The following is a 13203-nucleotide window of genomic DNA, read 5'->3' on the forward strand; positions in this document are numbered from 1 at the left end:
GGCGGCAGCCCCGCCGGCTCATGCGATCGCCTGGCGCATCCGGGCGGCATCACGCCGGTACATCGCCGCGTGCGCGGTGAAGTCGGCGCGTCCCGTGGCCGCAGCACGGTCCTCCGTGAAGGCGGCCAGCTCCTCCACCCGGTCGGCCGCGGCGGTCCGCACCTCGTCGACCGACCACTCGGCCCCGTACGCCGCGATCAACGCGCGCACCCGCTCTTCCGGCGAGCCGTGGCGATCCGGATCCGCGCCCGTGGCGTCGCCCACCCAGGGGGCGATCCGGTACGCCAGATAGGCGAGGTCGCGGATCCGCGGCCCCGGTGAGGCGAAGTCGAAGTCGATCGCAGCGACGGATCCGTCCGGGGCGAGCACGAGGTTGTACGTCGCGAAGTCGTTGTGGCAGATCACCTCAGCGGGCTCGCTCCGCGGCGCTCGCCACTCGAGCTCGAGGTCGACGAGGGTGACGCTCGCGTCGTGGATCCGCCGCAGCAGGGCGGCGGCATCGCGCATCACCCGCCGATCCCACAGCGCATCCGTGCCGACGAGCACCTCCCCGGGTAGGAAGCTCAGGATCTCGCGCCCGATCGAGTCGAGGCCGAGCACACGAGGCACGCCATCGACGCCCGCGGCCTCACACGCGCGCAGCAGTTCATGCACCGCCGGCGTCCATCGCCCGCTCTCACGACGGACGGTGTCTCCGATCCGGACCACCGGCGTCACGTTGCCGCCCGCAAGCACCTCTTCGTCCTGCACGCGACCACGGTACCGGGAATGCGACGGCGCCCCACCCGGAGACCGGATGGGGCGCCGCGAGGCGTGAGTCGACTTACTCGTCGTCGGCCTCGAGCTCGGCCCGCACCTCGGGCGTCAGGTCGATGTTCGTGAAGACGTTCTGCACGTCATCGCTGTCCTCGAGGGCATCGATCAGCTTGAATACCTTGCGCGCGGTGTCGGCGTCGGCGGGGACCTTCACATTCGCGACGAACTCGGCATCGGCGGACTCGTACTCGATGCCGGCGTCCTTGAGAGCGGAACGCACCGCGACCAGGTCGCTCGCCGGGGTGACGATCTCGAAGCCCTGCGGGTGCGGCTCCACCTCGTCGGCTCCGGCCTCGAGGGCGGCCATCATCACGTCGTCTTCGTCGACGCCCTCGCCCGACACGACGATGACGCCCTTGCGCTCGAAGTTGAACGAGACCGACCCCGGGTCTGCCATGTTGCCGCCGTTGCGGGTGACCGCCGTGCGCACTTCGGCGGCCGCACGGTTCTTGTTGTCGGTCAGACACTCGATGAGCATGGCGACGCCGCCGGGCGCGTAGCACTCGTACATGATCGTCGTGTAATCGACGGCCTCGCCGCCGATGCCGGCGCCGCGCTTGATGGCGCGGTCGATGTTGTCCTTGGGAACCGAGGTCTTCTTCGCCTTGAGAACGGCGTCGAACAGTGTCGGGTTGCCCGCCTCATCCGGACCGCCGATGCGCGCCGCAACCTCGATGTTCTTGATCAGCTTCGCCCACGACTTGGCACGACGGGCGTCGATGACCGCCTTCTTGTGCTTGGTCGTCGCCCACTTGGAATGACCTGACATGACTCTCCCGCTCCGATATCCGTGGTCCCTGCGCGCTTCCGCACGGTCGAGGACCTCGAACCAGTCTAAGAGGATCACCGCGATCCGCGCCGCAGGGCCCGTGGCGCATCGCGGCGCCCGGTTGCGTCGAGGAGACGATCCCTGCGGGAGCACGGCCCCCGGGAGTGGGAGGATCAGAGCATGAAGATCCTCTCGATCCAGTCGGCGGTCGCGTACGGACACGTCGGCAACTCGGCGGCGGTGTTCCCGCTGCAGCGCATCGGCGTCGAGGTGCTGCCCGTGTACACGGTCAACTTCTCGAACCACACGGGCTACGGCGCCTGGCGCGGCCCCCTCATCGCCCCCGACGATGTGCGCGAGGTCCTCACCGGCATCGAGGAGCGGGGCGCGTTCCCGCAGATCGATGCAGTGCTCTCCGGTTATCAGGGCGGCGTCGGCATCGCGGACGTCATCGTCGATGCCGTCGCGCGGGTGAAGGCCGCGAACCCCAACGCGCTGTACGCGTGCGATCCGGTGATGGGCAACGCCAAGTCGGGCTGCTTCGTCGCCCCGGAGATCCCCGTGCTGCTGCGAGACAAGGTCGTGCCGGTGGCGGACATCATCACTCCCAACCAGTTCGAGCTCGGCTACCTGACGGACACCGAGCCCGGCGACCTCCCCTCGACGCTGGCGTCGGTGGACCGCGCGCACGAGATGGGTCCGCGCACGGTGCTCGTCACGAGCGTCGAGCGTCCGGACAACGCCGACGGCACGCTCGAGATGCTCGCCGCGGACGACAAAGGCGCCTGGCTCATCGCCACACCCCGTCTGCCCTTCAAGGCCAACGGTTCGGGCGACGTCACCGCCGCGCTGTTCACCGCGCACTACACCGCGACGGGCTCGGCCGCCGAGGCCCTCGCGCGCACGGCGTCGAGCGTCTTCGGTCTGCTCGAGCAGACTCTCGCCTCGGGTGAGCGCGAGCTGCAGCTGGTCGAGTCGCAGCAGCACTACGCACACCCGCGGATGGAGTTCGAGGTGCGCCAGGTTCGCTGACCGGATCCTCCAGAAGGTATGAGAAACGGCGACTCTGAGTGATCAGAGCCGCCGTTTCTCATACCTCTGCGCGTCTATGCCGCCCGCGTCGTGGCGCGGGCGGAGATCCGGTCCAGCAGCATCCGGTGGAAGCGCAGCTCCCCCGTGACCTCCGGATGGAACGCGGTGCCGATCAGATTGCCCTGTGCGACCGCGACCACCCGGCCGTCGGGCAGCGCCGCGAGCACCCGGGCCAGCGGGCCGACCTCCTCGACGAGCGGTGCCCGGATGAACGCGGCGTGCACCGGCGCGCCCTCGAGCTCCGCAGAGACGAGGTCGGTCTCGAAGGACTCCACCTGACCGCCGAACGCGTTGCGGCGCACGGTGACGTCAAGTCCCCCGAACGTCTCCTGGCCGTCGATCGCGCCGATGATCCGATCCGCGAGCAGGATCAGTCCCGCGCACGTTCCATAGACCGGAAGCCCGGCGGCGATCGCCTCACGGATCGGAACCTGCATCCCGAAGGCGCGAGAGAGCTTGTCGATCACGCTGGACTCGCCGCCCGGGATCACGAGACCGTCGACGGACGAGAGCTCTTCCGGGCGACGGACAAGCACCGCCTCGGCACCGAGCTCCCGGAGCGCGTTCACGTGCTCGCGCACGTCACCTTGCAGCGCGAGAACGCCGACGCGGGGGCTCATCACCAGCCGCGCTCCGCGAGACGGTGCGGCGCCGGGAGGTCGGAGACGTTGATGCCGACCATCGCCTCGCCGAGCCCGCGCGACACCTCGGCGATGACCTTCGCGTCGTCGTGGAAGGTGGTGGCCTTCACGATGGCGGCCGCCCGCTTGGCCGGGTCGCCCGACTTGAAGATGCCCGAGCCGACGAACACACCATCGGCCCCCAGCTGCATCATCATCGCCGCATCGGCAGGTGTGGCCACGCCGCCCGCGGTGAAAAGCACCACCGGCAGCTTGCCCGTCTCGGCGATCTCCGCGACGAGGTCGTACGGCGCCTGCAGCTCCTTGGCCGCCACGTAGAGCTCGTCTCGGGTCATCGAGCGCAGCAGGTTGATCTCCGAGGTGATCTTGCGGATGTGCTTCGTGGCCTCCGAGACGTCACCTGTGCCCGCCTCGCCCTTCGAGCGGATCATCGCGGCCCCCTCGTTGATGCGGCGCAGGGCCTCACCGAGGTTCGTGGCGCCGCAGACGAAGGGCACGGTGAACTTCTGCTTGTCGATGTGGTTGACGTAGTCGGCGGGCGAGAGCACCTCGGACTCGTCGATGTAGTCGACGCCGAGCTCCTGCAGAACCTGCGCCTCGACGAAGTGGCCAATGCGCGCCTTCGCCATGACGGGGATGGAGACGGCCTGGATGATGCCGTCGATCATGTCAGGGTCGCTCATCCGCGAGACGCCACCCTCGGCGCGGATGTCGGCGGGCACACGCTCGAGGGCCATGACCGCGACGGCGCCGGCGTCTTCGGCGATCCGCGCCTGCTCGGGAGTGACGACGTCCATGATCACCCCGCCCTTCATCATGTCGGCGAGTCCGCGCTTGATGCGGCTCCCCCCGAAGGCGGCGTCGGTCGTCGAGGTGGTGGCGTCGGTCACGCGATGCTCCTGAGGTCTGGCCCGTCTGGGCGGGCTTTTGGCATAGGTCGAAGTTCGACCTATGCCAAAAAGTATCACGGTGCGCCAGTAGGCTCGACACGATGGACGACGTCGTGAGCAGCATCGAAGGTCGCACCGCCGCCGAGATCGCCGGCAGCGTGCGCGCGCTGCTCGAGCGCGGCGCGCTGCAGCCCGGCGACTCCCTTCCGCCCGTGCGCGCGCTCGCCGAGCGCCTCGGCGTCAACCGCAACACCGCCGTCGCGGCGTACGGTCTCCTCAGTCGCTCCGGCCTCGTCGTCGCGGGAGGCCGGGCGGGCACCCGCATCGCGCATCCCGAGCCGGTCGCGCAGGAGGGCTTCAGTCACGCGGATCCGGATCCGTCGCGCCGGCTGCGAGATGTCGGCGCGGGCAATCCGGATCCCGCCTGGATCCCGGATCCTTCTGCCTACCTCGGTGCGCTCGCAGGTCGTCCGGTGCTCTACGGGGAGCCCGTGATCGATCCGGATCTCGAGGCCGACGCCCTCGCGTGGATGCGCGCAGATGCCGCGCCTGCCGAACTGCGCCTCACGCTCACCAGCGGCGCCGTCGACGCCGTCGAGCGCCTTCTCGCCCAGGCGCTGACCCGCGACGACGCCATCGCTCTCGAAGACCCCTGCTGGCTGGCCAACATCCACACCGTCCGGCTCGCCGGCTACCGCGCCGTTCCGGTGCCCGTCGACGCCGAGGGCATGACCGTGGACGGCCTGCGAGCGGCCCTCGCGCAGGGCGTGCGCGCCGTGATCTGCACACCCCGCGCACAGAACCCCACCGGCCATGGCCTGTCGGATACCCGTGCCGCCCAGCTGCGCGCCGTGCTCGCCGATCATCCGTACGTGCTCGTCATCGAGGACGACCACTTCTCGCTGCTCTCTCAGCAGCCGTTCCGCTCGATCGTCGGGCCGGACCACCGACGCTGGGCGCTCGTGCGGTCGGTGTCGAAGTTCCTCGGTCCCGACATGTGCCTCGCCGTCACCGCATCGGATCCGCACACCGCCGAGCGTCTCGCACTTCGCCTGAGCTCGGGCACCACCTGGGTCAGCCACCTGCTGCAGCGCCTCGCGCACGCGATCCTCGCGGATCCGAACGCGCAGGACCTCATCAGCCGCGCCGGCGCGCACTACGCCGCCCGCAACGCGGCCTTCGCCGAGCTGCTCTCGGCGCACGACATCTCCACGCGAGTGGCCGATGGGCTCAGCGTGTGGGTTCCCGTCGAGGCGCCCGCCCCCCTCGTCGCGGCCGAGCTGCGCCGACGCGGGTGGCTCGTGCGCACGGGCGACGAGTTCTATCTCGACTCCCCCGCCGAACCGCACCTGCGGCTCACGGTCCACGACCTCACGGACGCGGAGTCCGTGACCCTCGTCACCGACCTCGCCGCATCGATCGCCGCGGCTCGCTGACGCGAGCGGATTCGTCGTGCGTCGGGTCCGCCCCGTCAAGCCCGTGTGATCAGGCGGGCCAGGCGTCCGCGATCGCCCGGCGCACATCACCGAGCAGCTGAGGCAGCGCCTTCGTCTTCGCGATGATCGGGAAGAAGTTCGCATCGCTCGCCCAGCGCGGCACGATGTGCTGGTGCAGGTGCTCTTCGACGCCGGCCCCGGCCACGTGGCCCTGGTTCATGCCGATATTGAAGCCGTCGCAGCGTGAGACCTCACGCAGCACGCGCATCGCGGTCTGCGTGAGCGCGGTGATCTCCCCGGCCTCCTCCGCCGTCGCCTCGTCGTACATGCCGACGTGGCGGTAAGGGCACACCAGCAGGTGTCCGGAGTTGTATGGGAAGAGGTTGAGCAGCACAAACGCGGTCTTGCCGCGATGCACGATCAGCGCCGACTCGTCATCCCGGCCCGGCGCGGCGCAGAAGGGACAGCCTGCCCCCCGGTTCACGTCGGCGCCGGCGGTGATGTACGCCATGCGGTGCGGCGTCCACAGTCGCTGGAACTCGTCGGGGACGGCGGCGAACTCCGCCGCCCCTTCGAGTTCGGCGGACATCAGGCGAGGTCCTCGGAGGTCTGGATCAGGGCCTTCGACGACACCGCGCCGGTCAGCAGCTCGATCGCCTCGGCGATGGGCACGCCGTTGCGCTGCGAGCCGTCGCGGAAGCGGAACGACACGGTTCCCGCGGATCGATCCTGGTCACCGGCGATGAGGATGACAGGCACCTTCGACGTGGTGTGCGTGCGGATCTTCTTCTGCATGCGGTCGTCGGAGCGATCGAGCTCGGCGCGCACGTCGGCCTGACGCAGCTGCTCGATGACGCCGTCGAGGTAGTCGGCGAACTCATCGGCCACGGGCACGCCGACGACCTGCACGGGCGCGAGCCACAGCGGGAAGTCACCCGCGTAGTGCTCGAGCAGGATCGCGAAGAAGCGCTCGATGGATCCGAACAGCGCGCGGTGGATCATGATCGGACGCTGCTTCGAGCCGTCGCGGTCGGTGAACTCAAGTTCGAAGCGCTCGGGCAGGTTGAAGTCGAGCTGCACCGTCGAGAGCTGCCACGAGCGGCCGATCGCATCGGTGACCTTGAGGTCGATCTTCGGACCGTAGAACGCGGCCTCTCCGGGCTCCTCGATCAGCTCGAGGCCCGTCGCGAGCGCCACACGACGCAGCGCATCGGTCGCCGTCGCCCAGACCTCCTCCTCGCCGATCCACTTCGACTTCTCGTCGTCGCGCATCGAGAGCTCGAGACGGAAGTCGGTGAGGCCGAAGTCCTTCAGCAGCGACAGCACGAACTCGAGCACCTTGGTCGTCTCGGCCTCGAGCTGGTCGGGCGTGACGAACAGGTGGGCGTCGTCCTGCGTGAAGCCGCGCACACGGGTGAGGCCATGCAGCGCACCCGAGAGCTCGTTGCGATAGACGGTGCCGTTCTCCGCGAGGCGCAGCGGTAGGTCTCGGTAGCTGCGGGCGCGCTCCTTGTAGATCAGGATGTGCATCGGGCAGTTCATCGGCTTCAGGTAGTAGTCGACACCCTGCTTGGTGACGTTGCCCTCGTCGTCGCGCTCCTCGTCCATGCGGATCGGCGGCCAGATGCCGTCGGCGTAGGTGACGAGGTGGTTCGAGGTCACGAAGAGATCCTTCTTCGTGATGTGCGGCGTGTAGACGTAGCTGTACCCGGCCTGGATGTGGCGCTTGCGGTGGTGCTGCTCCATCTCACCACGGACGATGCCGCCCTTGGGGTGCCATACCGAGAGACCGGATCCTATCTCCTCGGGGAACGAGAACAGGTCGAGCTCGCGGCCGAGCTTGCGGTGATCGCGGCGCGCGGCCTCGGCGAGGCGCTCCTGGTAGGCGCGCAGCTCGTCCTTGGTCGGCCAGGCGGTGCCGTAGATGCGCTGCAGCTGCGGATTCTTCTCGCTGCCGCGCCAGTAGGCGCCGGCGACGCGGACGATGTCCCAGCCGTTGCCGACCATGCGCGTCGAGGGCACGTGGGGGCCGCGGCAGAGGTCCTTCCACGCGGTCTCACCGGTGCGGCCATCGATGTTGTCGTAGATCGTCAGCTCGCCCTCGCCGACCTCGACGCCGGCACCCTCGGCGGCTTCCTTCTTGCCGCCCTTGAGGCCGATGAGCTCGAGCTTGAACGGCTCGTCCGCGAGCTCGACGCGCGCCTCGTCGTCGGTGACGACACGGCGACGGAAGCGCTGCGCGTCCTTGACGATGCGCTGCATCTCCTTCTTGATCGCCTTCAGGTCATCCGGCGTGAAGGGATCGTCGACGCCGAAGTCGTAATAGAAGCCGTCGGTGATGAAGGGACCGATGCCGAGCTTCGCCGAGGGACGCAGCTTCTGCACGGCCTGCGCCAGCACGTGCGCCGTGGAGTGGCGCAGGATGTTGAGGCCGTCCTGGCTGTCGATGGTGACCGGCTCCGTCGTCTGCACCGGGGTCCCGTTCGAATCCGTCGTGACCTCCGCTGCGAGGTCCTTCAGCTCACCGTCGACGCGCATGGCGACGACGTTCTTCTCGGGGTACAGGTCAAAACCGGTGGTCACCCGATCAGTCTAGTTCGGCGGATCGGGCGTCGCCGTCCGCGTCAGGCCTCCGGCAGCGGGCGACCGAACATCTCGGCGGTGGCGCGTGCAGAGGGGTTGCCGGCCTCGGCATCCGCGCCGGCGGCGAGAAGAGCGCTGATCACCGCGTCATGCTGCTTGAAGACGGCACCCGCGAGCGGCGACTGACCGCGCCCGCTCAGGCGGTTCACGTCGGCTCCGCGCTCGGCCAGCCCGGCCACCAGCTCGGCGTGCCCGTGGTACGCGGCGAGCATCAGGAGGGTGCTCCCCTGCTGGTCGGCGAGATCCGGATCCGTCCCCGCGTCGACGGCCTCGAGAAGTGCGGCGGTCTCACCCAGGCGGGCGAAGTCGAACAGCTGGTCTGCGGTGGGCTCGATCATGGGACCAGTCAAGCATCATCGGGGCTCGCGGGCGCAGACGACGAAGGCCCGGCAACCGCCGGGGCCTTCGTGATCCTGTGCGCGATACTGGGATCGAACCAGTGACCTCTTCCGTGTCAGGGAAGCGCGCTACCGCTGCGCCAATCGCGCTCATGTCGAGCAGGGGGTGAACGACGAAGCCCGGCCGGAGCCGGGCTTCGATCTTCGGAGCGGATGACGAGACTCGAACTCGCGACCCTAACCTTGGCAAGGTTATGCGCTACCAACTGCGCTACATCCGCATGAGACGTCTCCCGGAGGATCCATCTCGTGCGCGATACTGGGATCGAACCAGTGACCTCTTCCGTGTCAGGGAAGCGCGCTACCGCTGCGCCAATCGCGCTCATCTCGAGCTGTGTTCAGTTTTCGCGAGGTGGCGACGGGATTCGAACCCGTGTAAACGGCTTTGCAGGCCGGTGCCTAGCCACTCGGCCACGCCACCACGGGGTTGGGACCCGCATGCCGAGAGCCTGACGGCTGCTCAACACTCGAGCGGATGACGAGACTCGAACTCGCGACCCTAACCTTGGCAAGGTTATGCGCTACCAACTGCGCTACATCCGCGTGTCCTGGATCGCTCCAGGCACTTGTTACACATTAGCCGACTTCGTCGACCCTTCCAAACCCCCACGCCCATTCGGGCGTGTCCGATCTGGACTGTGCAGTGGGCGATGCCGGACTCGAACCGACGACCTCTTCCGTGTGAAGGAAGCGCGCTACCAACTGCGCCAATCGCCCAAGCTGTTCACTTTTCAGACCCTTGCGGGCCGAGATACAACACTACCCGACTCGGCACGGCACGGCGAACCGGACGACCACACCGGGCGTGGCGCGTCACCGGCCCGCGGTCCACCCGTAGCGGCGCTGCAGGGCGGAGGCCACGCGGGCGAAGCGATCGAGATCCAGCGAGGCTGCCTCGCGGCGCATCCCGTCGGCATGCACGCTGTACAGCTGGTCGAGGTCGACCCACGACTCGCGGCCCGCGCTGTCCCAGTCCCCGCGGCCGATCGACAGGTACTCGCGGTCGCCGTCATGCGACCTGCTGGTCAGCTTGACGGCATAGAGGCGTCGCCCGCTCTGCCTCGCCACGATCAGCACAGGACGGTCCTTGCCCCGCCCGTCGTTCTCGGCGTAGGGCACCCACGTCCAGACGATCTCGCCGGCATCGGGATCGCCGTCCATCGACGGGGCGTACTCGAGGCGCAGATCACGGACGTCATCCGGCCGCACCTCCACGGTCAGGATGCTCTCCGGAACCGGGGCACGCGAAGCATCGTCATCGCGGTTCGCCGGACGAGGCGACGGCGTCGATCCCCTACCGCCGCGCGAGCCGCTCGATCCGGTGCCGCCGGGCCTCGCCTGCCCCGAAGGACGGCGCGTGGCGGTCTCCACCGCACCGAGCACGAGCTTCGCGAACGCGCCGAGGATTCCCTTCCCTGCCATGCCCCCGAGCCTAGGGGAACGCGCCAGAGGGCACCCCGGGCGGGATGCGCGGGGTGCCCTCTGAGCTGTCTGCGGTGCGCGACGGCGTCAGTCGGCCAGGGTGTAGCCGACCTCGCCGTGCAGCACGGTGTCGATTCCGGCGAGCTCGTCCTCGTTCTTCACGCGGAAGCCGATGGTCTTCTCGACCGCGAATCCGATCACGAGCGCCAGGACGAAGGAGTACACCAGCACCGAGACCGCGGCGATCGCCTGCACGATCAGCTGTGCGAAGCCGCCGCCCATGAACAGGCCCGTGCCGTTGGCGAAGAAGCCGAGGTACAGCGTTCCGATCAGACCGCCGACGAGGTGGATGCCGACCACGTCGAGCGAGTCGTCGAAGCCGAGCTTCCACTTCAGTTCGATCGCGAAGGCGCAGACGATGCCGGCGATGAACCCGAGCAGAAGCGCCCAGACCGGGTGGAGCGAGGCGCAGGCGGGGGTGATGGCGACGAGGCCCGCGACGGCGCCCGAGGCGGCGCCCACCGAGGTCGCCTTGCCATCCTTGAACTTCTCGACGATCAGCCAGCCGAGCAGGGCCGCAGCGGGAGCGCCGATCGTGTTGACGAAGGCGAGCGCTGCCGTGTTGTCGGCGGCGAGCTCCGAGCCGGCGTTGAAGCCGAACCAGCCGAACCAGAGCAGGCCGGCGCCGAGCAGGACGAACGGCGGGTTGTGCGGGACGTGCACGCCCTTCTGGAAGCCGACGCGCTTGCCGAGCACCAGCGCGAGGGCCAGGGCGGCGGCACCGGCGTTGATGTGCACCGCCGTGCCACCGGCGAAGTCGATGGCGCCGACGCCGAAGACATCCTGCAGACCATGCGTGATCCAGCCGCCGTAGGCGAACGATCCGTCCTCGGCGAGGCCGAAGTTGAAGACCCAGCTCGCGACCGGGAAGTAGACGATCGTGGCCCACAGACCGGCGAAGACGAGCCACGCGCCGAACTTGGCGCGATCCGCGATGGCGCCCGAGATCAGGGCGACGGTGAGGATCGCGAACGTGGCCTGGAACGCGACGAAGGCCAGCGGCGGGAACGCTGCACCCTCAGGCGCCTCGAGCAGGCTGGTCAGGCCGAGCGCCGAGAAGTCGATCGCGAACGGTGCGATCGTGCCCTCGGCGGCCGGGAACGCGACGGCGTAGCCGTACAGCACCCAGAGGACGCCGATGAGGCCCATCGCGCCGAAGCTGAGCATCATCATCGAGATGACGCTCTTCGCCTTGACGAGACCGCCGTAGAAGAACGCCAGGCCAGGCGTCATGAGCAGCACGAGTGCTGCTGCGATGAGCATGAATGCTGTGTTGCCTTGATCCATGATCGCGGGAACCTCTCTGCTGGGACGCAGGTGGAGCGTCGGGTGAGCCCCAGTGTTCTCGCGATCCGTTTCACAGACGGTTCAGAGGATGTTTCCCCTCGGTTACGCATCGGCCGGTGTGTGAACATCCCGTTTCCGGATGCTCACAACCGAACCGGATCACGCGTGGGTGGATGCGACCAGGCGCGAGATCGCGCGCAGGTACTTCTTGCGATAGCCCCCCGCGAGCATCTGCTCGCTGAACACCTGGTCGAGGGCGAATCCGGTCGCTCGGATCGGCAGCTGCGCGTCGTAAACGCGGTCGACGAACGCCACGAAGCGCAGCGCCTCCGACTGGTCCGTCAGCTGGCGCACATCGCGCAGTCCGATCGCGTCGATGCCGTCGATGAGACGGATGTAGCGCGACGGGTGCACGTGCGCCAGGTGGGCGATGAGGCCGTCGAACGTGTCGTCGCTGGCGGTGCCGAGGCCCGCGAGCTCCCGCTCGTACTCGGCCGGATCCAGCACGGGAGCGTGACCGTCGAACGAGCGCTGACGGAAATCGACGCCGTCGATCCGGATCGTCTCGAACGAGTCGGCCATCGCGTGGATCTCGCGCAGGAAGTCCTGGGCCGCGAAGCGCCCCTCTCCCAGCGCGTTGGGCGGCGTGTTGCTGGTGGCGGCCAGCCGGGTGCCCGACGCGACCAGCTCGCCGAGCAGTCGCGTCATCACCATGGTGTCGCCCGGGTCGTCCAGCTCGAACTCGTCGATGCAGAGCAGCGCGGATCCGCGCAGCAGGTCGACCGTCTGCTTGTAGCCGAGCGCGCCGACCAGCGCGGTGTACTCGATGAAGGAGCCGAAGTACTTCCGGCGAGCGGGGACCGCGTGGAAGATCGCCGCGAGCAGGTGCGTCTTGCCGACGCCGAAGCCGCCGTCGAGGTACACACCCGGCTTCATCTCGGGCTCCTTCGGCCGCCGCGAGAAGAACCCGCCGCGCTTGGCCGGCGGCGCCCCGACCGCGAACGTGACGAGCTGCTGCTTGGCCTCCTCCTGCGACGGGAAGTCCGGGTCCGAGCGGTAGGACTCGAAGGTGGCCTCGTCGAACTGCGGCGGCGGCACAAGACTCGCGAGCATCTGCTCGCCGCTGAGCTGCGGCTGACGCTCGGTGAGATGGACGATGCCGGCCGGGGCGGAGGTCATGGACGCAGGTTTCCGATCGTTACGCGTGAAGCGGATCCCCGGAGCCGAGCCGCGCAGACGCGCCTACGCTCGATCCGGGAGGCATCAAGCCTAATTGCGCCCAGCTGGGCGTGCCCGCCATCACCCGATCGCCAGGAGGAACCCGTGAGCGTCGATCTCGATCCGTCTCCCGAATTCGCCGACTTCGCTGAACCCGGCCGTCTTGTCTCGACCGCCTGGGTGGAGCAGCACCTCGGTGCCCCGGGCCTCGTGATCGTCGAGTCCGACGAGGACGTGCTGCTCTACGAGACCGGCCACATCCCCGGCGCCGTGAAGGTCGACTGGCACACCGAGCTCAACGACCCGGTCGTGCGCGACTACGTCGACGGCGAGGGCTTTGCGAAGCTCATGAGCGCCAAGGGCATCTCGCGCGACGACACGGTCGTGATCTACGGCGACAAGAACAACTGGTGGGCCGCCTATGCGCTGTGGGTGTTCTCGCTGTTCGGCCACGAGGACGTGCGTCTGATCGACGGCGGGCGCGATCGGTGGATCTCGGAGGGACGAGCGCTCACGACCGACCCCGCCGGG

At 68.6% G+C, this 13203-nt stretch carries 13 protein-coding genes and 6 tRNA genes; 3 read left to right on the forward strand and 16 right to left on the reverse strand.

Annotated elements, in window-relative coordinates; genetic code table 11:
- Positions 1-18: 18 nt before the first annotated feature.
- The gene (locus J5V96_RS12270) at positions 19-750 is read right to left on the reverse strand and encodes a phosphotransferase (protein WP_208504161.1); all 732 of its coding nucleotides are present in this window, start codon (positions 748-750) and stop codon (positions 19-21) included.
- Between the two features lie 73 nt (positions 751-823).
- Positions 824-1585, reverse strand: coding sequence for a YebC/PmpR family DNA-binding transcriptional regulator (locus J5V96_RS12275; protein WP_208504163.1), 762 nt, complete (start codon positions 1583-1585; stop codon positions 824-826).
- Between the two features lie 180 nt (positions 1586-1765).
- On the opposite strand from J5V96_RS12275, the gene pdxY reads away from it, so the two are divergent.
- The gene (gene pdxY, locus J5V96_RS12280; protein WP_208504164.1) at positions 1766-2617 is read left to right on the forward strand and encodes a pyridoxal kinase PdxY; all 852 of its coding nucleotides are present in this window, start codon (positions 1766-1768) and stop codon (positions 2615-2617) included.
- Positions 2618-2691: 74 nt separating this feature from the next.
- Here pdxY and pdxT read toward each other — a convergent pair whose 3' ends face one another.
- Positions 2692-3297, reverse strand: coding sequence for a pyridoxal 5'-phosphate synthase glutaminase subunit PdxT (gene pdxT / locus J5V96_RS12285; protein WP_208504167.1), 606 nt, complete (start codon positions 3295-3297; stop codon positions 2692-2694).
- Positions 3297-4208, reverse strand: a complete 912-nt coding sequence (gene pdxS / locus J5V96_RS12290; protein WP_208504169.1) for a pyridoxal 5'-phosphate synthase lyase subunit PdxS — start codon at positions 4206-4208, stop codon at positions 3297-3299. Before pdxS ends, pdxT begins: the two co-directional genes overlap by 1 nt.
- Before the next feature lie 101 nt (positions 4209-4309).
- On the opposite strand from pdxS, the gene J5V96_RS12295 reads away from it, so the two are divergent.
- Positions 4310-5644, forward strand: coding sequence for an aminotransferase class I/II-fold pyridoxal phosphate-dependent enzyme (locus J5V96_RS12295; protein ID WP_208504171.1), 1335 nt, complete (start codon positions 4310-4312; stop codon positions 5642-5644).
- Between the two features lie 49 nt (positions 5645-5693).
- On the opposite strand, the gene J5V96_RS12300 is transcribed toward J5V96_RS12295, so the two are convergent.
- The 12 genes from J5V96_RS12300 to zapE all read right to left on the reverse strand — a co-directional run bounded on the left by J5V96_RS12300 (position 5694) and on the right by zapE (position 12633).
- Positions 5694-6233: an HIT family protein gene (locus J5V96_RS12300; RefSeq protein WP_208504173.1), complete on the reverse strand. Its 540-nt coding sequence runs from the start codon at positions 6231-6233 to the stop codon at positions 5694-5696.
- A complete protein-coding gene (thrS, locus tag J5V96_RS12305) occupies positions 6233-8182 on the reverse strand; it encodes a threonine--tRNA ligase (RefSeq protein WP_236014819.1) in 1950 nt (649 codons plus the stop codon). Before thrS ends, J5V96_RS12300 begins: the two co-directional genes overlap by 1 nt.
- A gap of 86 nt (positions 8183-8268) precedes the next feature.
- A complete protein-coding gene (locus J5V96_RS12310; protein WP_208504177.1) occupies positions 8269-8625 on the reverse strand; it encodes an ankyrin repeat domain-containing protein in 357 nt (118 codons plus the stop codon).
- Between the two features lie 78 nt (positions 8626-8703).
- Positions 8704-8775 (reverse strand) — tRNA-Val (locus J5V96_RS12315).
- Positions 8776-8833: 58 nt separating this feature from the next.
- Positions 8834-8906, reverse strand: a tRNA-Gly gene (locus J5V96_RS12320).
- Between the two features lie 29 nt (positions 8907-8935).
- Positions 8936-9007, reverse strand: a tRNA-Val gene (locus tag J5V96_RS12325).
- A gap of 28 nt (positions 9008-9035) precedes the next feature.
- Positions 9036-9106: transfer RNA gene (locus J5V96_RS12330), tRNA-Cys, on the reverse strand.
- A 49-nt stretch (positions 9107-9155) separates the two neighbouring features.
- Positions 9156-9228: transfer RNA gene (locus J5V96_RS12335), tRNA-Gly, on the reverse strand.
- A gap of 101 nt (positions 9229-9329) precedes the next feature.
- A tRNA-Val gene (locus J5V96_RS12340) sits at positions 9330-9402 on the reverse strand.
- A 96-nt stretch (positions 9403-9498) separates the two neighbouring features.
- Entirely contained in the window at positions 9499-10107 is a 609-nt protein-coding gene (locus J5V96_RS12345) for a type II toxin-antitoxin system PemK/MazF family toxin (protein ID WP_208504179.1), read from the reverse strand.
- 87 nt (positions 10108-10194) lie between these two features.
- On the reverse strand, positions 10195-11454 hold the full coding sequence (locus J5V96_RS12350) for an ammonium transporter (RefSeq protein WP_208504181.1): 1260 nt from the start codon (positions 11452-11454) through the stop codon (positions 10195-10197).
- Between the two features lie 159 nt (positions 11455-11613).
- A complete protein-coding gene (zapE, locus tag J5V96_RS12355) occupies positions 11614-12633 on the reverse strand; it encodes a cell division protein ZapE (RefSeq protein WP_208504183.1) in 1020 nt (339 codons plus the stop codon).
- Between the two features lie 144 nt (positions 12634-12777).
- On the opposite strand from zapE, the gene J5V96_RS12360 reads away from it, so the two are divergent.
- The coding region (locus J5V96_RS12360) for a sulfurtransferase (protein ID WP_208504184.1) at positions 12778-13203 on the forward strand (426 nt) is incomplete at its 3' end.

The organism is Microbacterium stercoris, from assembly GCF_017592545.1.
In the GTDB taxonomy this organism is placed as follows: domain Bacteria; phylum Actinomycetota; class Actinomycetes; order Actinomycetales; family Microbacteriaceae; genus Microbacterium; species Microbacterium stercoris.